The organism is Neisseria sp. HMSC073G10, from assembly GCF_001812605.1.
GTDB classification, from domain to species: Bacteria; Pseudomonadota; Gammaproteobacteria; order Burkholderiales; family Neisseriaceae; genus Neisseria; species Neisseria subflava_A.
Map to the genome: position 1 here is coordinate 83,236 of NZ_KV809503.1, position 26,759 is coordinate 109,994.

Annotated in this window: 24 protein-coding genes; 11 read left to right on the top strand and 13 right to left on the bottom strand. The window is 49.2% G+C overall.

The features are described 5' to 3' along the window. Positions 1 to 97: 97 nt before the first annotated feature. The 4 genes from HMPREF2865_RS02910 to rimP all read right to left on the bottom strand — a co-directional run bounded on the left by HMPREF2865_RS02910 (position 98) and on the right by rimP (position 8,044). Positions 98 to 2,836 (bottom strand): calcium-binding protein, encoded by a 2,739-nt coding sequence (locus HMPREF2865_RS02910; protein WP_070645483.1) that lies wholly within the window; start codon positions 2,834 to 2,836, stop codon positions 98 to 100. A gap of 349 nt (positions 2,837 to 3,185) precedes the next feature. After that, a complete protein-coding gene (gene infB / locus HMPREF2865_RS02915; protein WP_070645485.1) occupies positions 3,186 to 6,068 on the bottom strand; it encodes a translation initiation factor IF-2 in 2,883 nt (960 codons plus the stop codon). Positions 6,069 to 6,079: 11 nt separating this feature from the next. Beyond that, positions 6,080 to 7,585, bottom strand: a complete 1,506-nt coding sequence (gene nusA / locus HMPREF2865_RS02920) for a transcription termination factor NusA (protein WP_070645487.1) — start codon at positions 7,583 to 7,585, stop codon at positions 6,080 to 6,082. Between the two features lie 27 nt (positions 7,586 to 7,612). After that, positions 7,613 to 8,044, bottom strand: coding sequence for a ribosome maturation factor RimP (rimP, locus tag HMPREF2865_RS02925; RefSeq protein ID WP_003685973.1), 432 nt, complete (start codon positions 8,042 to 8,044; stop codon positions 7,613 to 7,615). 342 nt (positions 8,045 to 8,386) lie between these two features. On the opposite strand from rimP, the gene serC reads away from it, so the two are divergent. Continuing rightward, positions 8,387 to 9,493: a phosphoserine transaminase gene (gene serC, locus HMPREF2865_RS02930; RefSeq protein ID WP_070645489.1), complete on the top strand. Its 1,107-nt coding sequence runs from the start codon at positions 8,387 to 8,389 to the stop codon at positions 9,491 to 9,493. A 63-nt stretch (positions 9,494 to 9,556) separates the two neighbouring features. On the opposite strand, the gene HMPREF2865_RS02935 is transcribed toward serC, so the two are convergent. The 3 genes from HMPREF2865_RS02935 to rnhA all read right to left on the bottom strand — a co-directional run bounded on the left by HMPREF2865_RS02935 (position 9,557) and on the right by rnhA (position 11,981). Next, the gene (locus tag HMPREF2865_RS02935) at positions 9,557 to 10,750 is read right to left on the bottom strand and encodes an LD-carboxypeptidase (protein ID WP_070645491.1); all 1,194 of its coding nucleotides are present in this window, start codon (positions 10,748 to 10,750) and stop codon (positions 9,557 to 9,559) included. Positions 10,751 to 10,823: 73 nt separating this feature from the next. Beyond that, entirely contained in the window at positions 10,824 to 11,222 is a 399-nt protein-coding gene (locus HMPREF2865_RS02940) for an HIT family protein (protein ID WP_070645494.1), read from the bottom strand. Positions 11,223 to 11,543: 321 nt separating this feature from the next. Further along, positions 11,544 to 11,981: a ribonuclease HI gene (gene rnhA, locus HMPREF2865_RS02945; RefSeq protein WP_070645496.1), complete on the bottom strand. Its 438-nt coding sequence runs from the start codon at positions 11,979 to 11,981 to the stop codon at positions 11,544 to 11,546. A 119-nt stretch (positions 11,982 to 12,100) separates the two neighbouring features. Here rnhA and HMPREF2865_RS02950 point away from each other — a divergent pair, with 119 nt between their 5' ends. Next, on the top strand, positions 12,101 to 12,490 hold the full coding sequence (locus tag HMPREF2865_RS02950) for a PH domain-containing protein (protein ID WP_003678731.1): 390 nt from the start codon (positions 12,101 to 12,103) through the stop codon (positions 12,488 to 12,490). Positions 12,491 to 12,502: 12 nt separating this feature from the next. After that, positions 12,503 to 13,372, top strand: a complete 870-nt coding sequence (gene tehB / locus HMPREF2865_RS02955; protein WP_070645498.1) for an SAM-dependent methyltransferase TehB — start codon at positions 12,503 to 12,505, stop codon at positions 13,370 to 13,372. A gap of 57 nt (positions 13,373 to 13,429) precedes the next feature. Here tehB and HMPREF2865_RS02960 read toward each other — a convergent pair whose 3' ends face one another. Both HMPREF2865_RS02960 and HMPREF2865_RS02965 read right to left on the bottom strand, forming a co-directional pair. After that, positions 13,430 to 13,930: a GNAT family N-acetyltransferase gene (locus HMPREF2865_RS02960; RefSeq protein WP_070645500.1), complete on the bottom strand. Its 501-nt coding sequence runs from the start codon at positions 13,928 to 13,930 to the stop codon at positions 13,430 to 13,432. A 13-nt stretch (positions 13,931 to 13,943) separates the two neighbouring features. Next, positions 13,944 to 14,480 (bottom strand): isochorismatase family protein, encoded by a 537-nt coding sequence (locus HMPREF2865_RS02965; protein ID WP_036473210.1) that lies wholly within the window; start codon positions 14,478 to 14,480, stop codon positions 13,944 to 13,946. Between the two features lie 153 nt (positions 14,481 to 14,633). Here HMPREF2865_RS02965 and argS point away from each other — a divergent pair, with 153 nt between their 5' ends. After that, positions 14,634 to 16,352, top strand: coding sequence for an arginine--tRNA ligase (argS, locus tag HMPREF2865_RS02970; protein ID WP_070645502.1), 1,719 nt, complete (start codon positions 14,634 to 14,636; stop codon positions 16,350 to 16,352). A 157-nt stretch (positions 16,353 to 16,509) separates the two neighbouring features. On the opposite strand, the gene HMPREF2865_RS02975 is transcribed toward argS, so the two are convergent. Both HMPREF2865_RS02975 and HMPREF2865_RS02980 read right to left on the bottom strand, forming a co-directional pair. Beyond that, positions 16,510 to 16,866, bottom strand: coding sequence for a SpoIIAA family protein (locus HMPREF2865_RS02975; RefSeq protein WP_003678720.1), 357 nt, complete (start codon positions 16,864 to 16,866; stop codon positions 16,510 to 16,512). Between the two features lie 18 nt (positions 16,867 to 16,884). Continuing rightward, a complete protein-coding gene (locus tag HMPREF2865_RS02980; protein WP_070645504.1) occupies positions 16,885 to 17,775 on the bottom strand; it encodes a DMT family transporter in 891 nt (296 codons plus the stop codon). Between the two features lie 175 nt (positions 17,776 to 17,950). Between HMPREF2865_RS02980 and HMPREF2865_RS02985 the strand changes: the two genes are divergently transcribed. Further along, positions 17,951 to 18,298 carry a cupin domain-containing protein gene (locus tag HMPREF2865_RS02985; protein WP_003686176.1) on the top strand — a complete coding sequence of 116 codons (348 nt, stop codon included), beginning with the start codon at positions 17,951 to 17,953 and terminating at the stop codon, positions 18,296 to 18,298. A 74-nt stretch (positions 18,299 to 18,372) separates the two neighbouring features. On the opposite strand, the gene HMPREF2865_RS02990 is transcribed toward HMPREF2865_RS02985, so the two are convergent. Continuing rightward, the gene (locus tag HMPREF2865_RS02990) at positions 18,373 to 19,125 is read right to left on the bottom strand and encodes a CPBP family glutamic-type intramembrane protease (protein ID WP_070645507.1); all 753 of its coding nucleotides are present in this window, start codon (positions 19,123 to 19,125) and stop codon (positions 18,373 to 18,375) included. A 206-nt stretch (positions 19,126 to 19,331) separates the two neighbouring features. Here HMPREF2865_RS02990 and HMPREF2865_RS02995 point away from each other — a divergent pair, with 206 nt between their 5' ends. Beyond that, positions 19,332 to 19,730: a DUF350 domain-containing protein gene (locus HMPREF2865_RS02995; RefSeq protein ID WP_210389033.1), complete on the top strand. Its 399-nt coding sequence runs from the start codon at positions 19,332 to 19,334 to the stop codon at positions 19,728 to 19,730. 201 nt (positions 19,731 to 19,931) lie between these two features. On the opposite strand, the gene HMPREF2865_RS03000 is transcribed toward HMPREF2865_RS02995, so the two are convergent. Continuing rightward, positions 19,932 to 20,774: an outer membrane beta-barrel protein gene (locus HMPREF2865_RS03000; protein ID WP_070645509.1), complete on the bottom strand. Its 843-nt coding sequence runs from the start codon at positions 20,772 to 20,774 to the stop codon at positions 19,932 to 19,934. Between the two features lie 406 nt (positions 20,775 to 21,180). On the opposite strand from HMPREF2865_RS03000, the gene HMPREF2865_RS03005 reads away from it, so the two are divergent. The 5 genes from HMPREF2865_RS03005 to HMPREF2865_RS03025 all read left to right on the top strand — a co-directional run bounded on the left by HMPREF2865_RS03005 (position 21,181) and on the right by HMPREF2865_RS03025 (position 26,699). Next, a complete protein-coding gene (locus tag HMPREF2865_RS03005) occupies positions 21,181 to 22,194 on the top strand; it encodes an SPFH domain-containing protein (protein ID WP_070645511.1) in 1,014 nt (337 codons plus the stop codon). Positions 22,195 to 22,397: 203 nt separating this feature from the next. Beyond that, on the top strand, positions 22,398 to 24,092 hold the full coding sequence (locus HMPREF2865_RS03010) for a DUF4178 domain-containing protein (protein ID WP_070645513.1): 1,695 nt from the start codon (positions 22,398 to 22,400) through the stop codon (positions 24,090 to 24,092). Further along, a complete protein-coding gene (gene speD, locus HMPREF2865_RS03015; RefSeq protein WP_070645516.1) occupies positions 24,089 to 24,451 on the top strand; it encodes an adenosylmethionine decarboxylase in 363 nt (120 codons plus the stop codon). Before HMPREF2865_RS03010 ends, speD begins: the two co-directional genes overlap by 4 nt. Positions 24,452 to 24,652: 201 nt before the next feature. Next, the gene (locus HMPREF2865_RS03020) at positions 24,653 to 26,263 is read left to right on the top strand and encodes an NAD(P)-binding protein (protein WP_070645518.1); all 1,611 of its coding nucleotides are present in this window, start codon (positions 24,653 to 24,655) and stop codon (positions 26,261 to 26,263) included. 67 nt (positions 26,264 to 26,330) lie between these two features. Then, complete coding sequence (locus HMPREF2865_RS03025; RefSeq protein ID WP_070645520.1) at positions 26,331 to 26,699, top strand: hypothetical protein; 369 nt, start codon at positions 26,331 to 26,333, stop codon at positions 26,697 to 26,699. Positions 26,700 to 26,759 lie beyond the last annotated feature (60 nt).

Sequence of the window (26,759 nt, forward strand, 5' to 3'; positions counted from 1 at the left end):
TGTGAATTCGAATGAGAATAATTATATAGCAGAACGATAAATAAATCAGCAAAGGACAAAGGCCGTCTGAATTAAGGTTTCAGACGGCCTTTGAGTTTTACAGGATACCGTTGTTTTGTGTATTTTCAGTAATCAGTGCTTTGTTGATTTCGTCGGCGGTGTAGCTCTTACCGTTTCCGAATACAAAGCTGTCGACATTATTGTTGGCAATGTCATGGATGGTCAGGGTGTCGCCTGTATCTTTGATGGTTAAGACCCAATCATCGCCGGTTTTCAACTGTAAATCTTTCAGCGTCAGCCCTTCTTTGAAAAGGACTTGGGTATCGCTGCCACCATACGGATTAAAGGTATCATTGCCGCTGTTTCTACCAAACATGATAACGGTGTTTTCGGCACCCGGGTCGGTAATGGTATCGTTGCCGCTGGCTGTATCGACGATGTTGATGCCTCGACCCAAAGTAATGGTTTCATCGCTGCGATTGCCCCTGTATTCGACAACAGAAGTGTAACGCGACAAATCTAAATCGCTGTTGTCGCTATCGGCGTGGATGGTGTGGTTAAAGTTGTTGTACACATCACGGTTGAGTTCTTCAACGGGTTGGCCGGTGTATTGGACGACGTTTGTGTTGCCGATCATGTGCGGGATAGGTAGTTTGAAGTGGTTGATTAGCTCGCCCGTGCTGTATGAGGTATTGCCGTCAAACTGAAATTCAGAAATCGCACCATAAATACCGCTTTGGTTTTTGATAGTCAAAACATCGTCTGTGCCTTTAATGCGGATATGCCAAGTATCGCCATCCAACAGGGGATTGGATACAAATTTGTTGCTGTCAGGCATGTTGGCAATACTGGTTTTGTCGTAACCTTTTTTAACGGTAATTTCGAGGTCGTCAAGGGTAATGCCGCCGGAAAATTTAACGACATTAGCGTTGAGTCTGTGTAGGCTTGCCTCGCTATCAAAACCGAAGTTGAAGTCAAAAATGGTGTCGTGACCGTAACCCTTTCCGAAAACATAGGTATCGTTGTGTTCGCCGCCTTCCAGATAATCATTGCCTGCGCCGCCGTCGAGTAAGTCTGCGCCTACATGGGCATAGAGTTTGTCGTTACCGTTGCCGCCGTAGAGTTTATCGTCGGAATCTGGCTCAGTGCTGTAATAGGTTTCACTGTGTTCGCGCAAGATGTCATCGCCGTCGTGGCCATAGAGGGTGTCATGGCCGTCGTTGCCGCCGTCGATTTCATTGTTGGCTGCATTACCATGCAAAGTGTCATCGCCGTCAGTACCGGCAAATTTAATGGTTTCAGCTTTCACAGGTTGAAAGGCTTGTTGGAACTGAGTGGCAGTGTAAGTTTGGTCGTTAAACTGGAAGCGGTCGATAGAAATGCTGCCATCCGCACCGATTTGGTTTTGAATCAGGGCAGAACCTTGTTCGGAAGTAATTTCCCAGCTTTGGCTGCCATCATCGTTATGAATGGTCTTCAGGTTGAGCTTGGCATTGTTCAGGCCGTCTGAAAACTTGAGGGTATTGATTCCTTGGTTGTCGATAATGGTATCGTTGTCGCCGTAGATATAGGTATCGTTTCCGGCGCCGCCTTTCAGAATGTCTTTACCGTTGCCGCCCACCAAAATGTCGTTGCCTGTATCACCGTTGATGACATCGTTGCCGTTGCCGCCATCCAGATAATCATTGCCCTCGCCGCCATTGAGGTTGTCGTTGCCACCCATGCCGTAAACGGTATCATCACCGCGTCCGCTATTGAGGCGGTTGCGGCCTTCGTTACCGGTCAGGATGTTATTGCTGTTGTTGCCGGCGGCAAAAATATTGGCTGAGCCGGTCAGGGTAACATTTTCGACGTGGGTAGCGGCAGTATGGGAAATGCTGCTGAATACGGTATCTTCGCCGCCACCAGCCTGTTCAATCACCACGTCTTTTACATCATCAACGTAGTAAGTGTCATTGCCGTCCCCACCTTCCATAATGTCGGCATCGGCTTTGCCGTCGATCATATCATCGCCGGATGTGCCGATCAGGTAGTCATTGTCGTCGCTGCCATCGATGGTCTGACCGATTTCGGTATGCTCAGCCAGGGAAATATCGAAATATTTGGCAAAGTTGTTTACATCCAGTTTTTGTGTGCCAATGATGAAGTGGGAGACTGCCGGTGTTGTACCGTTTTGAGTGTATTGGTTTTTGATGGTTAAAACGGCGTTGCTGTTTTTTACGGCAATCACCCAGTCTTTACCATCGGTTTCGTTGTTTTGGACTTCAACGGTTAAATCGTTAAGGCTCAGATCAGTATGAAAGCGGATGCTGTTGTGGCCTTGATTATCGATGATGGTGTCTTGCTCGCTTTTGTCAGAGAAGAGGTAGGTATCGTCGCCTTCGCCACCTTCAAGCACATCGTTGCCTGCTTCGCCGTTGAGGATGTCATTGCCTGTTTCGCCGAAAAGAAGGTCGTTGCCTTCGCCCCCATTGATAACATCGTTGCCGCCACCGCCGTAAACGATGTCGTCACCGCGCCCGCTGTTGAGGCGGTTGCGGCCTTCATTGCCGATGAGGATGTTGTTGCTGTTGTTGCCAGCACCGAAAATGTTGGCTGTACCGGTCAAAACAAGGTTTTTAACGTGGTTTGGAAGGGTATAGCTGACGTTGCTGCAAACCGTATCATCGCCGCCATTTGGGTTTTCAATGATTGTATCGTCACTGAGGGTTACATAATAAACGTCATCTTCCGACGTGCCTGTCGTTACTTGTTCAAGGAAGGAAGGTTGTAATTGCTCTAAATGTCGTAATTCAAATTGCGCATTGGAGGTGCGCATTGCTTTTTCGATTGTCATGATATTTTCTTTAGATATTGATGAGAGTAACAAGGAAGTAAACGTATCCGGCATATGGCCGGTATTGCTTAATTTGTATTGTGTTTAGGCTGTATATACTAGTGCCGAAATTTGATAAAAACAACAGAAACGTTAAGATATGACAATATATAGAGAGCTTTATCAGGCTTTGTCTGCCGTCTATTCCTTTGCTAAATGGCTTTGCCTTGTATGGCTGTTTTGTTTCTTATATACCACACATCAATTTTCATAGTTTCAAACTATGAATGGTTGTAAAAAGGCCGTCTGAAAAAAGAAGCAGGTTTCGCATTGCAAAACCTGCTTCTGATTTTTCAGACGGCCTGTCTGATTACAGAGTACGGGCAACTTCGACGATGTCGAAACATTCGAGTTGGTCGCCTTCCATAATCTCGTTGTAGCCTTTGAGCATCAGACCACACTCGAAGCCCATGCGGACTTCTTTGACGTCGTCTTTGTAGCGTTTCAAAGAAGACAGCTCACCGGTATGGATAACCACGTTGTTGCGGATGAGGCGGACATGGGAATCGCGTTTGACCACACCGTCGGTAACCATACAGCCTGCAATGTTGCCGACTTTGGAAACGGAGATAACCTGACGGATTTCGACCGTACCGGTTACTTGCTCTTTCTCTTCCGGAGAGAGCATACCGCTCATGGCGGCTTTCACATCGTCGATGGCATCGTAAATGATGTTGTAGTAACGGATTTCCACGTTTTCATTCTCAGCCAGTTTGCGTGCGGAAGCATCTGCACGGACGTTAAAGCCGATGATGAATGCGCCGGAAGCGATGGCCAAGTTGACATCAGATTCGGTAATGCCGCCAACGCCGCTGTGCAACACGTTCACTTTCACTTCGTCAGTGGACAGTTTTTTCAGGCTGCCCGCCAAAGCTTCGTAAGAACCTTGTACGTCTGCTTTGATGATGACAGACAAGGATTGGGCTTGGTTTTCGCCCATGTTGTTGAACATGTTTTCCAGTTTTGCGGCCTGTTGTTTGGCCAAGCGCACGTCGCGGTATTTGCCTTGACGGAAGAGGGCGATTTCGCGCGCTTTTTTCTCGTCGGCCAATACCATTGCATCTTCGCCTGCGTTCGGTACGTCGGACAAGCCGAGGATTTCGACAGGGATAGACGGACCGGCTTCATTGATGGCTTTGCCGTTTTCGTCAACCATTGCACGGATTTTACCGAATGCAGTACCGGCCAGCAGCATATCGCCTTTTTTCAGTGTACCGCTTTGAACCAGCAATGTGGCAACTGCGCCACGGCCTTTGTCCAAACGTGCCTCTACGATGATACCTTTGGCAGGTGCATCGACTGGGGCAGTCAGTTCCAAAACTTCAGCTTCGAGCAAGACGGCTTCGAGCAATGCATCGATGTTCAGGCCTTTTTTAGCAGAAACGTCGATGAACTGTACATCGCCGCCCCATTCGTCAGGCACGACTTCGTGCGCAGTCAGCTCTTGGCGGATACGTTCTGGGTTGGCAGCTTCTTTATCGATTTTGTTGACGGCAACCACCATCGGTACGCCCGCAGCTTTAGCGTGGGCAATCGCCTCGATGGTTTGCGGCATCACGCCGTCGTCGGCTGCAACCACAAGAATCACGATATCGGTTGCTTTCGCACCGCGCGCACGCATGGCGGTAAACGCTTCGTGACCCGGAGTATCCAAGAAGGTAATCACGCCGCGTGGGGTTTCAACGTGGTATGCACCGATGTGTTGGGTAATGCCACCCGCTTCGCCTTGTACCACTTTGGCGCGGCGGATGTAGTCCAGCAGGGAAGTTTTACCGTGGTCAACGTGACCCATTACGGTAACAACCGGAGGACGCGGCAATGCTTCGGCTTCTACTGCTTCAACGCCTTCATCCAAGAATGCTTCAGGGTCGTCGGCTGCGGCAGGTTTGCCGATGTGGCCGAGTTCTTCCACGACAATCAGGGCAGTGTCTTGGTCGATAGATTGGTTGATGGTTACCATCATGCCCATTTTCATCAGGGCTTTAACCACTTCGACGCCTTTAACGGCCATTTTGTGTGCCAAGTCGGCAACGGTAATGGTTTCAGGTACCAAAACTTCATGTACGACAGGTTCGGTTGGTGCTTGGAAGGCGTGTTGGTTTGGCTCAAGTTTGAGTTTTTTGCCTTTTTTGCCGCCGCGTACGCGCTCGTCGTCGCCAGTGCGTGTATTGTTGCGGTCGCGACCACCTTTGCCGCCTTTGCCTTTAGTATTGCGGCCTTGAATGTCTTCATCACGCTCACGACGGTCTTCTTTTTTACCGCGCGCGTTGTGTTCGGATTTGCCTTCGCCGGATGCTGCTTTGGCTTTCTCGGCAGGTTTATTGCGTTCGCCTGATCTGGCTTCTTTCGTAGGTTTTGAGTCTTTCTCAGCCTGTTGTTTTATGGCTTCGCGACGCGCTTGACGCTCTTGTTTTTCTTTCAACAAGGCTTCTTGATGCGCACGCAGGGCAGCGGCACGACGGGCTTCTTCATCGCGTTGAGCCTGTTCTTCCACGCTGACGACAGGTTGCGGTACGGCAGGAGCGGCAGGTTTGGCTGCCTTTTTCGTTTCTTTGCCTTTTCCGCCTTTGTCTTGTTTGGCTTTGGCAGGTTTTTTGGCTTCGGCTGGTTTTTCAGCTTCAACGGATTTTTCAGACGGCTTGTTGTCTACTTTAGCTTCGGTCTTAGCTTCTACGGTTTCAACCGGTTTGGCTTCTTCTTTTTTTGCTTCGGCAGGTTTGCCTTCCGCTTTGGGTGCGGCTTTGGCTGCTTTCAGTCTGGCTGCTTCGGCCTCTGCTTTGGCACGGGCTTCAGCTTTTGCGGCAGCTTCTGCTTCAGCTTTGGCTTTTTCTTCGGCAGCTTGGGCGGCTGCTTTTTCTGCTTCGGCTTTTTGGTTTTCCGCTGCTACTTTGGCTTTGGCTTCCGCTGCCAACTCTTCGGAAGAAGGAATGGTAACGGCACGGCTGCGGCGGCGAGTTTCCACTTTTACGCCGTCAACGGTGCTGACTTCGGTTTTTTTGCGGCGGATGCTGATGGTGCCGCTGTTGCTGCCGTTTTTCTTTTGCAGGTAAGCAGTCAACAGTTGTTTGTCGTCAGTGGTTATGCTGTCATTACCGCTGTTTTTGTTGACCCCGGCTTCTTTCAATTGTTTAAGCAAATCATCGACGGGGCGGTTTAGTTCGGCGGCAAATTGCGCTACGGTTGTATTACTCATTCAGTACCCCCTTAGTTGTTTTCTTCAGTAAACCAGTGTTCGCGTGCAGCCAAAATCACTTTTTTGGCTTCTTCTTCGTCAACACCGGTAATTTCGACCAATTCGTCAACAGACAATTCGGCCAGATCATCGCGTTGGGTAACGCCGGCTTCGGCCAGTTTGCGCAACATATCGGAATCTACGCCGTTCAGATTGCGCATGTCTTCAGACACTTCCCCCAGTTTTTCTTCTGCGGCGATGGTAATGGTCAGGATCGCATCGCGTGCGCGATTGCGCAGGGTTTCAACGATTTCTTCGTCAAAGCCGTCAATCGAGAGCAATTCTGCCGCTGGAACGTAAGCAACTTCTTCCAATGTGGCAAAGCCTTCTTCCACCAAGATATCGGCGGTTTCGTCGTCGATGTTCAAGTGGGTGGTGAAGAGGTTGCGGATAACCGCGTCTTCGGCGGCATTGCGCTCGTCGGCTTCTTCAACGGTCATAATGTTCAGCTGCCAGCCTGTCAGGATGGAAGCCAAACGGACGTTTTGACCGCCGCGGCCAATGGCCAGCGCCAGTTGGTTTTCATCAACAATTACATCAACGGCGTGTTTGTCTTCGTCAATCACGATGCGGCTCACTTCGGCAGGAGACAGCGCATTCATCACGAATTGGGCCGGCTCAGGAGACCATAATACGATGTCGATGCGTTCGCCGGACAATTCGTTGCTCACAGCGTTAACACGGGAACCGCGCACGCCGATACAAGTACCTTGCGGGTCGATGCGTTGGTCGTTGGCCTTAACGGCAACTTTGGCGCGTTGGCCTGGATCGCGTGCTACTTCGCGGATTTCCAACAGGCCGTCTGCAATTTCAGGTACTTCGTTGGCGTAGAGTTTGGCCAAGAAGTCGCCGCTGGTACGGCTCAAAATGACTTGTTTGCGGCCGGTATTGCCGATTTCGTCCACACGCAGGAAGAGGGCGCGGATGCGGTCGCCGCTGCGGAAGTTTTCGCGCGGAATCATTTCTTCGCGCGGAATCAGGGCGTCAAGTTTGCCCGCGACGACTTCAACGATGATGCCGTGGCGCTCGACACGTTTTACCGTACCGGAAACGATGTCTTCTTTAGAAGCGAGGAACTCGTTCAGGTTTTGCTCGCGCTCTGCATCGCGGATGCGTTGCAGAATGATTTGTTTGGCAGTTTGAGCTGCTTGGCGGCCGAAGCCTTCGTTTGGCAGCTGCTCTTCGTAGTATTCGCCGATTTGGATGGTTGTGCCGGGAATTTCTTCTTGGATTTCCTCGATGGTTTTTTCTACGTCGGGGTAGGTGTAGTCTTCATCGGCAACAATCAGCCAGCGGCGGAAGGTTTGGTATTCGCCGGTATCGCGGTCGATTTCGACGCGCACGTCCATGTGCTCGCGGTCGGCTTTTTTCTTGGCAGCAGTAGAGAGGGCGAATTCAAGGGCTTTGAATACGACTTCCGTTTCAACGTTTTTTTCACTTGCCAGCGCTTCGGCCAGCTGTAACATTTCGCGACTCATTTTCTAGAATCTCCAAGTAATCGGTTTTTAAAATTTAAATTCGGGGCGCAAACGGGCTTTGTCGATGTTGCTCAATTCGATTTGGGCAGTTTTGCCGTCGAAAGAGACGGTAACAATGTCGTTTTCGCAAGATTCGATGCGGCCGATGAAGTTTTTCTGACCATCAATCGGCAGGCGTGTTTTGATTTTGGCGTTCTGGCCGGCAAAGCGCACGAAGTCGGCGGCTTTTTTCAGCGGACGGTCAAGGCCAGGGCTGGAGATTTCCAAACGTTTGTAGTCGATGTCTTCAACCATAAACACGCGGCTCAGATGGTTGCTGACAGTGGCGCAGTCTTCGACGGTGATGCCGCCTTCTTTATCGATGAAAACGCGTAAATCGCCTTGTGCGGTCAGTTCGAAATCGACCAGCTCGTAGCCCAAGCCGGGCAGGGTTTTATCAAGAATGCTTTGAATATCCATGCTTCTCCAGAAGTACATAAACAAAAAAATGGCCGCGCGGCCATTTTTCGTGTGATTTGAAAAATTGGCCTATTATAACTGTTTTCAAGATAAAAGAAAAGTGTTGATTTGGCGTGGATTTTTTGAAGTGATTGCGTAAATGGAAGGATAGGGGTGAGACCGTCTGAAAAGGAAATTGTTGACAAGTTTTGATATAGTACTTATGAAATTGTTTTGAAAAACAAATAATTGGTATTGCTTTATTTTCAGACGGCCTTGTATTTCCAGATTTTTCGTGCTTGCACAATGTGCAAGGCGGTTCTACAATTTCTTCATACCCACCGAATAAGAAAGAAGGCCGCCATGTCCGCACACCCGATTTACAATTTTTCCGCAGGTCCTGCCGTATTGCCGGAAGCCGTATTGCGTACCGCGCAACAGGAAATGCTCGACTACAACGGTACGGGTTTTCCCGTGATGGCGATGAGCCACCGTTCGGATATGTTTTTGAGTATTCTGCATCATGCCGAACAAGACTTGCGCCAGCTTTTGAATATTCCGTCCAACTATAAAATCCTGTTTTTACAGGGCGGTGCGACCACGCAATTTAATATGGTAGCCATGAATTTGGCGCACGGTTTTGCGACTGCCGATGCGGTGGTAACGGGCAACTGGAGCCGTATTGCCTATGAACAGATGAGCCGTTTGAGCAATGCCGAAATCCGTTTGACCGCGCATGGCGGCGAGCAATATGCCTATAAAAACCTGCCTGCTGTGGAGGATTGGGATGTCAACCCGAATTCCGCGTTTGTTCATTTTGCGATTAATGAAACCGTAAACGGCTTGCAGTATCAAAACGTTCCCAAACTTTCAGACGGCCTGCCGCCGCTGGTGTGCGATATGTCGAGCGAGATTTTGTCGCGTGAGTTTAATGTGTCCGACTACGGCTTGATTTATGCCGGCGCACAAAAAAATATCGGCCCTGCCGGTGCGACCGTGGTCATTATCCGCGAGGATTTGCTGGAGCGTTGTCCGAACGATATTCCCGATGTGTTCAACTACCGTTCGCACATCAACCGCGACGGTATGTACAACACGCCTTCCACTTATGCGATTTATATGTCGGGCTTGGTGTTCCGCTGGCTGCAAACGCAGGGCGGTGTGAAAAAAATTGAAGCGGTCAATCGAATAAAGGCGCAAACCTTGTATGAGACGATAGACGGCAGCGGCGGTTTTTACATCAACGATATCCATCCTGATGCGCGCTCCAAAATGAACGTGGTCTTCAAAACTGCAAGCGAAGACTTGGATCGCCGCTTTGTGTTGGAAGCCGAATTGCAGGGCTTGTGCCTGCTCAAGGGTTATAAAACCGTCGGCGGTATGCGTGCCAGCATTTACAATGCGATGCCGCTTGAAGGTGTGAACGCGTTGGCTGACTTTATGAAAGATTTCCAACGACGTTACGGTTAAGATGAAGATATAAAAAGGCCGTCTGAAACTGGGTTTCAGACGGCCTTTTTATTTGAACAAGCCTTATTCGGTCACTTCTTCAGTGATGCTGTCGCGGTAGATGGTGCTGTCGTAAGTCGGAACAGGAGGCGGCAGCAGGCTGTCGAGTGTCAGCGCTGACGGGTTCAGCGTCGGGTAGCCGCTGAAGGTTACGGAATAACCGCCGTTGCCGGTACTGCGGACTTTGGCATGCGCGCCCAACGGGAAAGTGGTTTTGTTGGTGATGTGGCCGAATGGGAAGCCGGTCAACACAGGAATCTTGGCGGTGCGCGAAATGTGGTTGACGACGGCGGAGAAGTCGTAGCTGGAGTCGTACACGTCGCGGATGGTGCCCATGCGGAAATCGCCGAAGATGATGGCGCGTTGTTTTTGCAAAACACCTGACAGATAAAGCGTATTGAGCATGCGCTCGATGCGGTAGGGTTGCTCGCTGACGTCTTCGATAAAGAGGATGCCGCCTTGAATGTCGGGCATGTAGGGCGTGCCGGCGAGGGAGGCGAGCACGCTGAGGTTGCCGCCCCACAATGTGCCTTCTACGTTGACATCAGCACGTTGGATGGTTGGGACATCAACGATGTTGACGTTGTTGGTCGTGCTGCGGATAAAGGAATCCATGGTAAAGACGCTGGGGTCTGCTTTGCCGAATTCGCTATACACCATCGGGCCTGCAAAGCTCATCATATTGCCTTTGGCCAACAGGGCGAGTTGGACGGCGCACACGTCGCTGAAACCGAAGAACAATGTGCCGCGTTCGCGCATTCTGGCGCCGAGTGAGGCAAAGTCGATTTGCGGCAGGATGCGTGCCGCGCCGTAGCCGCCGCGCAGGCCCATCAAGACTTTGGGCGTTTCGACACGACCGCTGGCAACGTCTTGGAAGTCGGCGGCACGTTGGGCGTCGCTGCCGGCAAAGCGTTGGTAACGGCGGCTGCCTGCCTGTTGGTTGGTCACGGTAAAGCCTGCATTGTAGAGGCGGGTCAGGCCGGTGGTTACGCGGTTGGGGTCTTCGGCGAAGCCTGACGGCGCAACAACGCGCAGGAGGTTGTCGCCGGAACGTGGCGGATGGGATTGCTTAGGTTGCACGGTTTTGGCTTTCGCGGTGGTAGATGTGGTTTTAGTTTGCGGCGTGGTGGTCGTGCCTGTGCCGCAGGCTTGCAACAACCCTGCGCCTGCCGCGGCAGAGCAGGTACGCAGGAAATGGCGGCGCGTGGTGGAGTTCATTGAGGTTTTCCTTTCGTTATATGTTCAGACGGCCTGAACTTGGCGTGTCGGACCTTACAGGCCGTCTGAAAGTTTAAGCAATTAAGTTTTTGATTTGTTGCGGCCAATTTTCGGGCAAGGTCATGCCGTGTTCGCGTACGGGCGCGGCCCAAATCGGCGCGGGGAAGTTGGCATCGTTTTCAAAGCGGGCGATGACGTGCCAATGCAGGTGGGGCACAACATTGCCGAGGCTGGCCAAATTGATTTTGGCCGGGTGGAAGACTTGGCGCATTGCGGCTTCAACCTGATACACCATTTCCATGATTTCGTTGCGTTCGGCAGAGGAAAGGTCGGTCATCTCGGAAACATGGTTATTCCAAATAACGCGGCAGAATGCGGGTGCGCCGGCTTCGTTGTGGACGGCGATAACGCGCAGGTTTAGCGTTTGCAGCAAAATGTCTTCGTTGTCGGCAGTGCAGATGGGGCAGGTCATGGTTTTTTCTTTCTCAGTCTGAATAGGAATCGGATGATTTCAATCAGGATTTTTAGAACGAGGTAAATGGCAGTCAGAGATATGAATGCGAAAAGCCACGGTTTAGGTATAAACCACCAAAATAAATAGGAGGGCGTGATTCAGTCGGCACATTCTTCGGCACTCTTAACGTGATCACACAAGCCAAAGCGAAAAAAATCATTGACATCATGAAAGGGCGAATAGGCGAACATAAGCGCTATGGGCGTCATACAAATCAATGCAATGATGGCAATCCAAAATAGCGGCTTGAGATGTTTTAGGACCGTTATGGCTGAAGTGTTATAAAAATTTTGCCGCCCCTTGATTGGCAAGCTCGTCAGCTTTTTCGTTTTCAGGGTGTCCGGCATGGCCTTTTACCCACGTCCAGCGGACATCGTGTTGTTGAACCAGATTGTCCAGTTCTTTCCATAAATCATCGTTTTTAACCGGTTTTTTGGCGGCGGTTTTCCAGCCGTTTTTTTTCCAACCGTGTATCCAGCTTTCCATGCCGTTTTTGACGTATTGCGAGTCGGTGCAGATAACGACTTGGCAGCGGCGTTTTAAGGATTTCAGGCCTTCGATGACGGCGGTCAGCTCCATGCGGTTGTTGGTGGTTTCCACTTCGCCGCCGAACAATTCTTTTTCGTGTGTGCCGTAGCGCATAAATACTCCCCAGCCGCCTGCGCCGGGGTTGCCTTTGCATGCGCCGTCGGTATAGAGGTAAACGGGTTTATCCATGGGCATGTCTTTGTCGAATAAGGCGGTATCATAACATAAGGCCGTCTGAAATATCGGCAAATACGGTTTGCGCGTGTAAAATACCCTGCACTTATCACTCGTATAGAAAGCAGGCAGATATGGGATTGTTCAGTGGCCTTTTGGGCAATGCTTCGCAAAAAGACGCCGATGCGGTGGAACGCGATTTGGCGAATATCCTGATTGATGGCGAACAGGTAAAAATGGCATTCAGCCTGGTGCGCGATTTGATTGTGTTTACCGAATATCGGCTGGTGTTGGTGGATAAACAGGGTTTGACCGGCAAGAAAGTGTCTTACCGTTCGATTCCGTACCGTTCCGTCTCGCGCTTTTCGGTGGAAACCTCGGGTCATTTCGATTTGGATGCCGAGCTGAAGATTTGGGTTTCTTCCGGCGAAGCGCCGACCGAAACCTTGCAATTTAAAAGCGACAAGAGCGTGATTGCCATTCAGAAAGCCTTGGCAGAAGCTGTGTTGAAACCGTCAAAATAGAAAGGAAACATGATGAGCGAACAGCAAGAATTGTTTTGTTACAAACAGATGCCGGTGTGGATGGCGGACGAGATTCCCGAAGCTTTGTTGTCCAAACACAATACCGCCGCCGGTACTTGGGGCTGCCTCAATGTCCTCCAAGGCCGTCTGAACTTCAATGAATTGGACGAAGCGGGCAATATTACGGCCACGCACGAGCTGACGCCTGAAAGTGGCGATTGGATTATCCATCCGCAAGCATGGCACTTTATCGCGCCGCAAACGCAAGACACGGAAATCCAACTGTCGTTTTACTGCGAGGCGGCAGACTATTTCAATAAGAAATACGGCATGAGCGCGACACATTCGGCCGTCCGCGCCTCTGAAGGCATTGTGCCCGTCGGCAAGGTTTTGGATATGGGCTGCGGTCAGGGCCGCAATGCGCTGTATTTGGGTTTGAAAGGTTTTGACGTTACCGCTGTCGATAATAATCCGAACGCGGTTCAAAACGTGGAAGAGCTGGCGCGTATCGAAGAGTTGAATGTCCGCGCGTTTGAATACGACCTCAACGCCGCCAATATTCAGGAAAACTTCGATTATATGGTGGCGACCGTGGTGTTTATGTTCCTGATGCCGCGTTACGTTCCTGACGTGATTGCCAATATGAAGGAACACACCAACCCCGGCGGCTACAACCTGATCGTGTCTGCGATGGATACGGAAGATTTCCCTTGCCCGATGCCGTTCCCGTTCAAGTTTGGAGAGGGTGAACTGCGCGAATACTATAAAGATTGGGAATTGGTGGAATACAAGGAAGAGCTGGGCTCGATGCACGCGAAAGACGAATTCGGCAATCCGATTCAGTTCAAATTCGTTACCATGCTGGCGAAGAAACCGGAATAAAGGTTTTGCCGTAAAAAAGGCCGTCTGAATTCAGTTTTCAGACGGCCTTTGTCGTCATCAATCCACAATCCTTTTGCCCAAAATCACCACGTCTGCCAACATGGTGTCCAAATCGCAGACTTGCGGCAGCCGCCCCCATTCTTCAAAACCGAAACGGTGAAACAGGTTCATGCTCGGATAGTTGTGGCCGAACACAAGCGCGATGACGTTGCGGATGTCTAAGGACGGCGCGCGTTCGAGCATGTGCCGCAACAGGATTTTGCCCACGCCTGCGCCGCGCATATCGTGGCGGACATAAACGCTGACTTCCGCGCTGATGTGGTAGGCGTAGCGCGGATGGTAATCGCTGAAACTGCCCCAGGCCAATACGGTGCCGTCGGCATCGTAAAGGGCGTAAATCGGGCGTTTGTCCGTGTGCGCGGCAAACCACATTTCGCGTTCGGCAACCGTGGTCGGCGACAAATCGGCCGTGGATTGGCGCGTGGCCACGGTGCTGTTGTAAATATCGACGATGGCGGGCAAGTCTTGGCGCAGGGCAGGGCGGATGGTGTATTGCATTTCGGACGGCCTTTTATTGAATCAGTTTGGAGATAGTCTTAAAAGCCGGATGTTTGGCATCGCCAAGCAGTTGGAACAAAATACTTTCGACATTGGAAATGATAATGCCCTGACGGCTCAGTTGCGCCAACCCATTGTCGCGGTTGGCCGTTGTGCGCGAGGCGGTGCATTCAAAAGGCAGGGATACGGCGTAACCTTGCGCCTTCAAATCCAAGGCCGTCTGAAGCATACAGATATGAGCTTCCGCACCTACTAAAATGACGTTTTTGATGTCGTTTTTGCGTAAGATTTCCTGAATTTCGGGCAAAAACGCCGAGAATCGGGTTTTCTCGACAACAGGCGTGCCTTCGGGCAACAGCAGCGATACGGCGGACACAGTGTTGCCCAAACCTTTCGGATATTGTTCGGTTACGGCAAAGGGTACGTCCAAAGCCGTCAAACCTTGAATCAGCAGGCGGCAGCGTTCCAACATTTCGTCCGCGCCGGAGAGGGCGGGCAACAGGCGTTCTTGAATATCGACAATCAGACAAAGCGTATTTTTGGGGTTCATGGCTTTTCCTTTCAGACGGCCTTTACAGCAAAATCGTTGAATCAGAATGCAATCATATAACAAGCCGCTGGAAAAGTATTGCAGCTTGCCCTGTTTTAAAGCCCGAAATTCTTTTAAAATACCGCCTGATTTGAATTGATAGAGACCGACAACATGAATTTATACCAAACCGTCGAACGTGAAGCCCAAGCAGCCTTTGCCGCTGCCGGTTTGTCCGACAGCCCCGTCGTATTGCAGGCGGCGAAAAATCCCGACTTCGGCGATTTCCAAATCAACGGCGTGATGGGTGCGGCGAAAAAAACCAAACAAAATCCGCGCGAGTTGGCGCAAAAAGTGGCCGAAACATTGGCCGACAACGCCGTGATTGAAAGCGCGGAAGTCGCCGGCCCGGGCTTTATCAACCTGCGCCTGCGTCCTGAATTTCTCGCTCAAAACATTCAGACAGCCTTGAACGACGCGCGTTTCGGCGTAGCGAAAACCGACAAACCGCAAACCGTCGTTATCGACTATTCTTCGCCTAATCTGGCCAAAGAAATGCATGTCGGCCACCTGCGTTCCAGCATCATCGGTGACAGCATTTCGCGCGTATTGGAATTTATGGGCAACACCGTTATCCGCCAAAACCACGTCGGCGACTGGGGTACGCAGTTCGGCATGTTGGTCGCTTATTTGGTTGAGCAGCAAAAAGACAATGCCGCGTTTGAGCTGGCGGATTTGGAGCAGTTTTACCGCGCCGCCAAAGTACGCTTTGACGAAGATCCTGCCTTTGCCGACACTGCACGCGAATACGTTGTGAAGCTGCAAGGCGGCGATGAAACCGTATTGGCATTGTGGAAACAGTTTGTCGATATTTCACTCTCGCACGCCCAAGCCGTTTACGACACGCTGGGCTTGAAACTGCGCCCTGAAGACGTGGCAGGCGAATCTAAATACAACGACGATTTGCAGCCTGTGGTAGATGATTTGGTCGAAAAAGGTTTGGCAGTCGAAGACGACGGCGCAAAAGTCGTGTTCTTGGACGAGTTCAAAAACAAAGAAGGCGAACCTGCCGCATTTATCGTACAAAAACAAGGCGGCGGCTTCCTTTATGCTTCCACCGACTTGGCGTGTTTGCGCTACCGCGTCGGCACGCTTCATGCCGAGCGCCTGCTGTACGTCGTCGACCACCGCCAAGCCCTGCACTTTGAGCAACTCTTTACCACTTCCCGCAAAGCAGGCTATCTGCCGGAAGATGTAAAAGCCGAGTTTATCGGCTTCGGTACCATGATGGGCAAAGACGGCAAACCGTTCAAAACACGCAGCGGCGACACCGTAAAACTGGTTGACCTGCTGACCGAAGCCGTTGAACGTGCCACAGCTTTGGTGAAAGAGAAAAATCCTGAATTGGGCACAGACGAAGCAGGTAAAATCGGCAAAACCGTCGGCATCGGTGCGGTCAAATACGCAGACTTGAGCAAAAACCGAACCAGCGATTATGTGTTCGACTGGGATGCCATGCTTTCGTTTGAAGGCAATACCGCCCCCTACCTGCAATACGCCTACACACGCGTACAAAGCGTGTTCCGCAAAGCAGGCGAATGGGACGCAAATGCGCCAACCGTTTTGACCGAACCTTTGGAAAAACAACTGGCCACCGAGCTGCTGAAATTTGAAGACGTACTGCAAAGCGTGGCAGATACTGCGTATCCGCACTACCTCGCTGCCTACCTCTACCAAATCGCTACCTTGTTCAGCCGCTTCTACGAAGCCTGCCCGATTTTGAAATCAGAAGGCGCAACCCGCAACAGCCGCCTGCAACTGGCGAAGCTGACCGGCGACACGCTGAAACAAGGCTTGGAATTATTGGGCATTGATGTGTTGGATGTGATGTAAGTTTTTGAATAAAAACGATGAAAGGCCGTCTGAAACTTTGCAGGTTGCAAGGTTTCAGACGGCCTTTTTTATGCTTTGAAAAATATTGTGATACCGTTGATTTTGAGCCTAAGTGGTTTTGAACTTGCTCAGGTAATGCGTTCAGACGGCCTTGTCTTTATTTCAAATTGCTTGCCAACAACCAAGCCTGTGCTTCGGCAGCGTCGCTGAAATATTTGGGATGTTGGTTGGTCAAGAGGCTGGAAAGGCGCGCGCCGAGTTTAATCCAGATGTCGTCGGTAATGACGGCAACGCGGCCGAAGTCGGTTTCATGTTGGTTGAGGAATTTGATTTGCTCGACCGCCATATCGATGGTGAAGTCTTTCAGCATGGATAAATCTAACAGGATGTCGGGCAGATGGACTTTTTGTTTCGCGGCCAACAAGGCTTCTTCCAATTGGCGGAAATCGTCCAAAGTGAATTCGTTGTACAGTGCTACGTTTAAGCCGTAAGATTGTTCGCGGATGGAAATCATGGTGTTCTCCTTGTTAAATTATTGCTTCATCAGAAATTTTTTGATTGAGGCCGGAGTAAAACTGCTGAACACGCCGCCTGCGACAATGATAACCATGCCGACAGCTTCCTGCCAAGTGATTTTATCGCCGAAAAGCAGTACGCCGGAGAGGGCGGAGAAAACGACGGTCAGGTAGGAAAGTGAGGCAACGGTAAATTTCTTGCCGACTTTGTAGGCGCGGGTCATGGCCAGTTGGGCAATCATGGCGGAGATACCGATGCCGGCCAGATAGGGCAGGGAAGAGATGGTCAGCGGATGCCAGCCTGTGATGGTGCTCCAGACTGCGCCCATAATCAGGCCGGTAAGCGACAGATAAAACACCACGCGCCAGCCCGGTTCGCCCAAAAGCGAGAGTTCGCGCACCTGCAAATACGCCCAGCCTGACATGGCGCCGCCTGCCAAACTGACCAGCGCGGCAAATTCCTGTCCGCCTTGAAAAGATGGGTTGAGCAAGAGGATAACGCCGATAAAGCCCATAACCAAAATGGCTTGGGTATAAAGCGTAATTCGTTCTTTTAAAATGAAAAATGAAAAAATGGCAAGCCAGATGGAGGACGTGTAGTTGAGCGTGACACCTGTTGCCAGCGGCAGGTGCATGACGGAATAAAACGTGCACATCATGGCAAGCGTGCCGATGACGCTGCGGTTGAGATGGATTTTCCAATGCGGTGTGGAAAATGTGTTGCCTTGCGCTTTGGCCATGATGCCTAAGAACAGGGTGGAGACCAGCATGCGCCAAAAGACCAGCTCGCCGCTGGAAAAGCCGAATTGCGTTGAGGCGGCTTTGATGGAGAGGTTCATGACGGTAAAGCCGAGCGCGGCAATAACCATCCATGCCGAGCCGAGCGGGTCTTTTCTGACGGTTTCCATTTGATGGGTATGTAAAGCGATTTTATTAATAAGAAAATATTATACAGGTCAATCAGGCCGTCTGAAAAATATCGTTGGGTTTTAGACGGCCTTTTTATCAGAAAATGAGAATTATTATTGAATAATAAAGTGGGTTTTTATAGAATGGGGGTTCTGTTTTTAAGAAAGGCTTGTCATGAAAGTATCCAACATTTCTGCCGTATTGTTGTCTGCTTTGTTTTCCGTTGCCGTTTCTGCCGCGCCTTTGGGGGAGGTTTCTTCCGAAAACGGTAAGATTTTCAGCGGCGAAAATTACATGGTCGTTAAGAAAGACATGAAGAAAGGGGAGCAGATTAAGCCGCACGATCATCCGGGTTTTAAAACGCTGATTTTTGCCGTTGGAAAAGGAAGCTTTGACGTAACGTTGAATCAGACTGAAAAACATACTGTCGGCGCAGGCTCGGTTTTGCGGTTTGGCGGCGATGCAGTGATTGAGGCAGTTGCAACCGAAGATGCTGATGTGGCAATTACTTTGATTAAGTAAACCGATAGATAATAAAAGGCCGTCTGAAAAATGATGTTTCAGACGGCCTTGTTTATTCATACAACCGTTGCCATTTAAGCGCAAATCAAATAGATGAAGCCGGAGCCGAAGATATCTGCCAAGGCGTGAATCAGGAAAAACGGCAGCAGGTTTTTGACTTTGTATTTGTAGAAGAAGTAGTACATCAAGCCGAAAACAACGCCGATAACGGTCGCCCAAAGCATACCTTGGTAAGTATGGAAGGAGATGCGCACCAAGGTCGAATAGGCCAATGCCTGCCATTTGTATTTGTCTTCCACGCAGGTTAAAAGGCCGAGGAAACAGAATTCTTCGTAAAAGCCGTTTAAAAGGCCGTAGAGGATGGCCATCGGTGCAAGGGCAGCGAATTTGTCGAAGATGGATAATGGTTTGATGTATTGGAAGATTTCAGTGGTGAAGTAATTGTAGCCGCCGCTTAACGAAGTCACCGCATCGGCGGTCAGACCCATCAGGATAAAAATCACAGGGGTCCAAAACAATACGCCTAAATTAAAGCGAATTGGCAACTGTTTGAAGTCGAAACGGCGGATAACGAGGTAAATCAGAGCAATAGCAAGCAGCGTCAATTGCAGGCTCATGTTTTCCGAATAAGCCACGCCGGTTACCGCAGTATCGCGCGCCTCTTCGGTAACAGCGGCCGTTTCTATTTGCGGCATCAGGCTGGCGATATAAAGTTGAGTAGAACGGTAGGCAAATTGACCGAACAGGATGGCGGTAACAATCAGCATGTCAAACCAGCGCAGATGGCGCAAAGGCTCTTTAGGGCGGATAGTGGCGAGCATGCTCATAATTCTCCTCTTTACTCTAATTAAATGGCAGTGCGCAATAGTTACATAAACATACAAAAATCGTCAACAATTATCGTAATAAAACATGAATTAAAAATCAGGCTGTTTCAGACGGCCTGAAGTGCTTCTAAAATGCCGTATTTTCAGAAGGGTTTATCTTCAAAAATATGGCATAATCACTTTATTGCAAACTAAGGAATCTTATCGTGAGTATTTCTCTGTCCCAATATCTGCTGTACCTGCAATATATGTTGGCAGGTATCGCCATGACTGTAGTTTTCGGTGCCGTATATCTGCGGATTACCCCCGCCGAAGAATTGCGCCTGATTAAAAACGGCAACCTTGCCTGCGCCTTATCGTTTGGCGGCGCGTTGGTCGGTTTCTGTCTGACGCTTGCCTCAAGCATTGCACACAGCGTCAGCTTCATCGATTTTATCCTGTGGGGACTTGCCGCAGCAGTGATTCAGATTTTTGTCTATTTCGCTGCAACAATGATGATTAAAGACGCTACCCCAGAACTTATCGGCAACAATGTCGCCGTCGGCGCGCTGTTTGGTGCAGTGTCCATCTCGATCGGCATTTTGAACGCTGCTTGCTTGACTTGATTTTGATGGTCGGTTGGATAGCAAAAGATGTGCTGATCCTGACTCCTGCCTGGAAAAATTATCGGTATATTTTTTTGACTGATAAGGTCTTATGTCTGATGGTATTGGCGTTATAGTGAAATTCTGAAAGCATCAAAAAATTCAGGCGGCCTGTTATATACAAGGCCGTCTGAAACATTTTAACTACTTAAGTTCATCAAATTAGAAAGAGTATTGCAATCTTACACCCGTTTCTTGAGTGCGGTTTTTGGGTTCAATTGAACCAAATTGAACGAAGCCATAGTCTTCTGTAACGGTGAAGTTTGAATCTTTAACTTTCCAGCCTCGATAGAACGGGGTCAGGGTGATTTTAGAACCGTTAGCGAATTTTTTAGATACAGGTACTTCAACCTCAATACCTTGTCCGCCACCTTGTTTCATTCGGGTTTCTACCTGGTCGGGTTCGTAAGAATATTGGCGGCCTTTCACGGCACGATTGTAGGCAATGCGGGGAGATATCTCAAAGTTTGCAGGAAGGGCGATATTTACTCCGGTATTGATTTGCGCATATGTGGTTCGGTTTTTGCGGTCATAATCATTAGGATCAATGCGACTACTTAAGTCTCTCAGAACACGGTGTCCCAAGCCGGCTCCGGCAGTAATGCTAAAGCGATCATTAATCGGGAGTGTATATTCGTATAAGGCACGGATATCGTATGCGCGGCGTGGTGCATTTTTGAGTGTGGCTGAGCCATAACTTGCTGAATCGTCGATATAATCCTCAGTTATATATTGTACGCTTCCTGTGTAATCTGTTTTACCGCGCGAATAACGGCCTTCTAATTTTGCCGCATGGCGATCGTTGAAGCGGTATTTTACGCCGGCATTAATAGACCATAAGTTGCCTTTTTGCTGCATTAAGCGACTACCATCTTTTTCGTATTCGCGATAGGTCTCGTTGTAATATTCGCTACCAACGGTAAATTCAACAGGGCGGGCAGCCTGTGTACTTACGGCAGCAGAGAGTACTAACACAGCAAAACAGAAATGAGCAGAATTTTTCATATAAATTCCTTTTACTTTATGAAAGCCAATGTGATAATTTGACAATACAGCATGATGAATTTCTAGGATTTGGTAAATATTAACAGGTGTAGTGAACGCTTGGTATGGTGTTTAATGATTTTCTACCTGTATTTGTCTTTTTTATGATATAGCGCAGGTAAAAGCAGAAAAATAGTGTAAAACAGAGTCTGCATGAATTTTAATGATATGTTAATGTTTCTGGGTCGGCTAGTGGATTTAACACTAAAAATAGATAGAGCAACCCACTCTATTCCCATGCATAAAGACATTTTGAATGTTAATATCGTATGACATTATAGTTATATAAAATAAGCGATATGACCAACCAGGCAAATTGACCTGACTGCCCATAAGTTATCCCTTCTTCTTCAAATAAGGAACTGCGATGTTCAACTTTATCAAGAAACAGTTTATCGACGTTATTCAATGGCCGAATCCCGATGACAGCCTGCTGATGTGGCGTTTTCCAATTGCCGATGAGGAGATCCAAAACGGTGCAAGCCTGACTGTGCGTGAGGCGCAGATGGCGATGTTTGTCGATGAAGGCGTGACCGCCGACGTGTTTGGTCCGGGGCGTTACACGCTCAATACGCAAACGCTGCCAGTGCTGACCAACTTGAAAAACTGGGACAAGCTTTTTGAGTCTCCGTTTAAATCGGATGTTTACTTTTTCAATACCAAACAACAGCTCGCACGTAAATGGGGTACGTCCCAACCTGTTACCGTGCGCGATGCCGAGTTTGGCGCGGTGCAACTGCGTTCGTTCGGTATGTATTCTTACCGTATCAGTGATCCGGCAAAATTCTTCAAAGAAGTCAGCGGCGTGGCGGCGCAATACAGCGGTGTAGATTTGGAAAACCAGTTGCGCAATATTGCAGTCACTCAATTGGCGGCCGCGTTTGGCAGCTCCGGTATCCCATTCTTGGATATGGCGGCGAACCAAGTTTTGCTGTCGCAAAAAATCGGCGAATTGCTTGGCGCGGAATTTGCCAAGCTGGGTTTGGTGCTGGAAAACTTCACTGTTGAAAGCATTTCCTTGCCCGCGTCTATTCAGGCTGCGTTGGATAAGAAAATTTCGATGGGCGTTATCGGCGATTTGGGACGCTACACCCAATATCAAACCGCCGAATCCATCCCACTTGCGGCACAAAATGAAGGCGGACTTGCCGGAATCGGTGCAGGTTTGGGCGTAGGTGCCGGTATTGGTCAGGCGATGGCGGGTGCCATGTCAGGCATGATGCAGCCGAATACGCAACAGGCTCAGCAAAATGTTCAGCCGGTTGCCGAAGATCCGCAGGCGAAATTGGTGAAACTCAAGTCTTTGCTGGATGGCGGTTTGATTTCGCAAGAAGATTTTGATAAAGCCAAGGCCGAAGTGTTGAAGCAGTTGATTGGTTGACAAATTGAAGGCCGTTTGAAAAATATCATTCAAAGAAGCGTTGAGCTGCTTCTGTGAAAAGGTTTCAGACGGCCTTTCGAGTCATTTGAGTGAGTTCGTTCGGCGATTTGGTTTGTTTCTAATCTGAAATCATTGATAAAACCAGTTGATATAAACATTAAGGCCGTCTGAAACACTCCAACCCATTCTGGAAAAGCAAATCCATGTCTCAAACTCCTTTCTTCAAAACCGACTGCCCAAGCTGCGGCGCACCTGTCGAAGCGCATTCTGCTTCTGCCGTGACGCTGGTGTGCGGCTATTGCAACAGCATGCTGGTGCGGCAAGATAACGGCGTTGTCGACTCCGGCCGCGATTCCGCATTGCTGGAAGATTTTAGTCCGCTGCAGATCGGAACCAGCGGCACATTTGTCGCGCAACGCTTTACCTTGGTCGGACGGCTTCAGGTGCAATACGACGATGGTGCGTGGAATGAATGGTATGCGCTGTTTGACGACGGCAGGGCAGGTTGGCTTTCTGAGGCGGGTGATTTATATGTGATGACCATGCCGGTCGAAATCGATAATCCGCCGAAATTTGAAGACACGCGAGCCGGATTCAGCGAGCTGACTTTTCAAGATAAGCACTATATTGCCTCCGATGTCCGCAAAATCAGCTTGAAACATGCGGCTGCGCAGGGTGAGTTGCCGTTTGTTTTGAAAGAAGATACAGAAAATCGGGTTTCCGACTGGCGTTGCGAAAATCTTTTCATCACGCTAGATTACAGCAGCGAAACACCCGAAGCCTTCTTCGGGCGGATGGTAAACCTAGATGATTTGAAGCTGGAAAACACGCGCCACGAAGATGAAATTAAAGAAAGCGCAGGCCGTCTGAAAGGTAGTACTACTTCAGAAAACTGTCCTAACTGCGGCTCATCCATTCATTGGGTAAACGGGCTGACTTCCCATCTGAACTGTCAAAGTTGCGGCAGCGAATTGGCAGTCGGCAAAGATAAAGCGGAGCTTATTATCGCCAACAATCTGCGTTTGTCCCAAAATACGATGTTTACTTTGCCTGTCGGCTCGACAGGCCGTCTGAAAAATAAAGAGTTTCATGTTATCGGCGCAATCCGATATTTAGAAACAGATGCGCAGGAAACATTTGATAACTTGTTCAAAGGTGCCAAACATACATTGGCACCAGAAGGGCAGTGGACAGAGTATTTGCTTTACAACCCAACTCAGGGTTTCTTATGGCTGGTTGAAGCTGATGAAGGTTGGAATATTTCTGAAACCTTGAACGATTGGCCGCGCCTCGACCGCAACCGCCAACCGCAAGGCTATGGCAAACTTTATGACTATGGCGGACGAGTCAGGATTGCCAGCGGAGCATTTTATTGGCGTGTCCGAAACGGTGATTTGAACTATTACAGCGATTACCGAGACGGACAAAGCCGTAAGATTGGCTCCGAACTAAACAGTCACGAAATGGCATGGACTAGAAGTGCCCCAATTGCTTATCGGGAAATTGCAGATGCATTTGAATTGACCAATAAAATATCATCTTACACCGTGAAAATGAGTGCAGATGATATCGATGAAAAATTACGACTTCTGATGATTGCTATTTTGGTTATCGTCAATATTCCGTCATTGTTTATGAATGGCTTCGATGCACTATTCGATATATTTCTTATCGGTTGGGGTGTCTATGCTCTTTTTATAGTCGGACGGAAGAGAGATGAAAATGGCGAACAGAGTATTTCCCGAGTGGGATATGTTATTTGCGCAATGGCTTTGATTGTTTTTGTTACGATGATGAATTATGCAGATTTGTCTGATTTGGATGATGACGGTAGCCGAGTTCATTCAGGAGGAAGCTACGGAGGCTATTCAAGCGGCTATTCCGGAGGCCATAAATGACCCACATGCCCGGTAATCATGGTCTATTGGATTTATACGGTTGCAACGAAGCTATTTTGAAAGACCAAGGCCGTCTGAAAACCGCTTTGGTAGCAGCCGCACAGGCAACAGAAGCGACTATATTAACCGAACATTTCCACACCTTCGGCGGCGCAGGCGGCGTAACCGGCGTTTTGCTGCTCGCCGAGTCCCATATCAGTATCCATACTTGGCCGGAACACCGTTTTGCTGCTATAGACGCATTTATTTGCGGCGGTATGAAATTGGAAAAAGTGAAGGAAATCTTGTGCAGGGAATTGGCGGCGGAACAGGTGGATTGGACGGTTGTAAATAGAGGCAGTGATTTGACTTTATTTTAGTTTTATCAATATTGGCAAGAGGGGCAAAAGTTCAACGCCAAGCATACGCCATTTGATATTTCAGGAGATGTTAATTTATTGCTGGTTAAGTAAGTGTTATCGGTTCTATAACATGAAGGCATTTGGAAATAATGGGTATCTTACAGAGAAAAGGGTGTATGACTTGCTTTCCTAAAAAATACTGAAAAGCAATAATTTATTATGCTAACCCGCCGTCAATTTCTCAGCTATACCGCCGCGCTTGGCGCTGCTTCTGCTTTTTCTTGGCAGACTTACAAATACCTCAACCATAAACCGCCGGTTTCTATTAACCGTGTCGGCTTACCGTTGGGGCATTTGTTGCGTGACGGGGAATTGCTCAATCAGCCGACCCGTCGTTATGAATGCAATACGTTGATACTTGGCGGCGGTGTGGCGGGTTTGGGGGCGTTGTGGTATTTGGCGAAGCATAATCACTGCGATGTATTGTTGGCAGAAGGGTTTGAACGCAATGGCAACAATGCTGCCTATACGTCTTCAGACGGCCTGAAAGCGCCGAGTGGCGCGCATTATTTGGCTTTGCCGTCGAAAGAAAGCGTGTATGTGCGCGAGATGTTGGCGGATTTCGGTATCTTGCAGTCGGACGGCAGCTTTAGGGAAACCGATTTGGTTTATGCGCCCGAATCGCGCCTTTTGTATCAGGATAAATGGGTGGAACATTTATTGCCGAGAGAAGATGCGGATTCCAAACGGTTTTTTGATTTGATAGGCCGTCTGAAACAGGCTTACGGCGATGACGGTAAGAAAATTTTTGCTATTCCGATTGCGCTGTCATCGGCAGATGAGACATGGCGCAAACTCGATAATCTGACGTTCAAACAATGGCTTGAGCAAGAAGGTTATAACTCGCCCGAGCTTTTGTGGTATCTCGATTATTGTTGCCGCGACGATTATGGACAAGGTATCGGGCAAGTGTCTGCCTTTGCCGGACTGCATTATTTTGCCGCCCGCAACAATGCAGAAACCGTCCTCACTTGGCCCGAAGGTTTGGCGCATCTTTCTGAAAACCTACGCCGTCATGCCGGTTTGCAGGAAGGCTGGCAATGGCCGTCTGAAAACAGTATCCGTTTGGAGAAACCTGCTTCGGTTAATGCTTCCTCCGTCAAAATCAAACCGCTTTCAGACGGCCGGATTGAAGTGTGGTTGCGTGATAATGTAAAAGGGGAAACCGTTGCCGTTACCGCGCAACACGTAATCTCTGCCATGCCGCTGATGGTTGCCGCACGCATTATTGAACATCCAGAACAATTTGGTCTGGATATTCCCGAATACGCGCCATGGCTGGTTTCCAATTTCGAACTGCACAGTTTCCCAAAAGAAAAAAACAACAGCGAACTTGCGTGGGACAATGTGGTTTACGGCAGCCAAGGGCTGGGCTACGTTGTTGCGACCAACCAGCTTATTCGGGTTGCCCGTCCTGAACGCACGATTTTTACCGCCTACGCCGCGCTCAATCACGATACGCCACAAGCCGTCCGCCGCCAGCTACTCGAGGCAAGTGATGAGGAGCTGCTCCAGCTTGCCGCCCAAGATCTGCTTACCGCTTACGGCGAAGGCTTTTGGCGGCACGTTTCCCATGTTGACATTACCGTTCGCGGGCATGGCATGAGTGTACCGAAACCCGGCTATTTAAGCGATGAGGCTTTATTAAAAATCAGAAACCGAAATGGCGGATTGTTGTTCGCACACAGTGATTTAAGCAGCTATTCGGTATTTGAAGAGGCTTTGTATTGGGGTGTGGAAGCGGCACGGAAAGTGTTGGGAAAAGGATAATTAGAATGAGGCGGATACTGGACTAAATATCTGTTTGTATTTAAATTTCAATTCTAAAAGGAAATATATGAAATATTTGAGCTTTTCTCTGATTGTTGCCTTAGGATTAGGGAGCGCGGCATTTGCCTCTGCTGAAAAAATGCCGCCTCTGAACGAAACAGGCTGCATTGACCAACCCTTACAGGTTAAACGTGGCCAAGTGTATGGTTTTAATAGTTCGGCAGATGCCGGTTTAGTGCTTTCATTCGCGCCTGTTAGTTCCGGTGTCGTTGTGAAAGACCCGAAAGGCAAACGGATTGCTTTGGAAGTAGGGGCTGATGGTGATACGCCTGAAAACCGCTTCAGCTTTGCCGAAATTGATCAGAAAGGACGTTACACTATCCGCTTCCCGAGGGCAGGTAAGATTGAATCTTTGTGTGTTAATGCGGCCAGTTAGGATAAATATTAAGCTGAATAATGCTTGATTCAGTATGCTTGCAGTAAAGAAAAGGCCGTC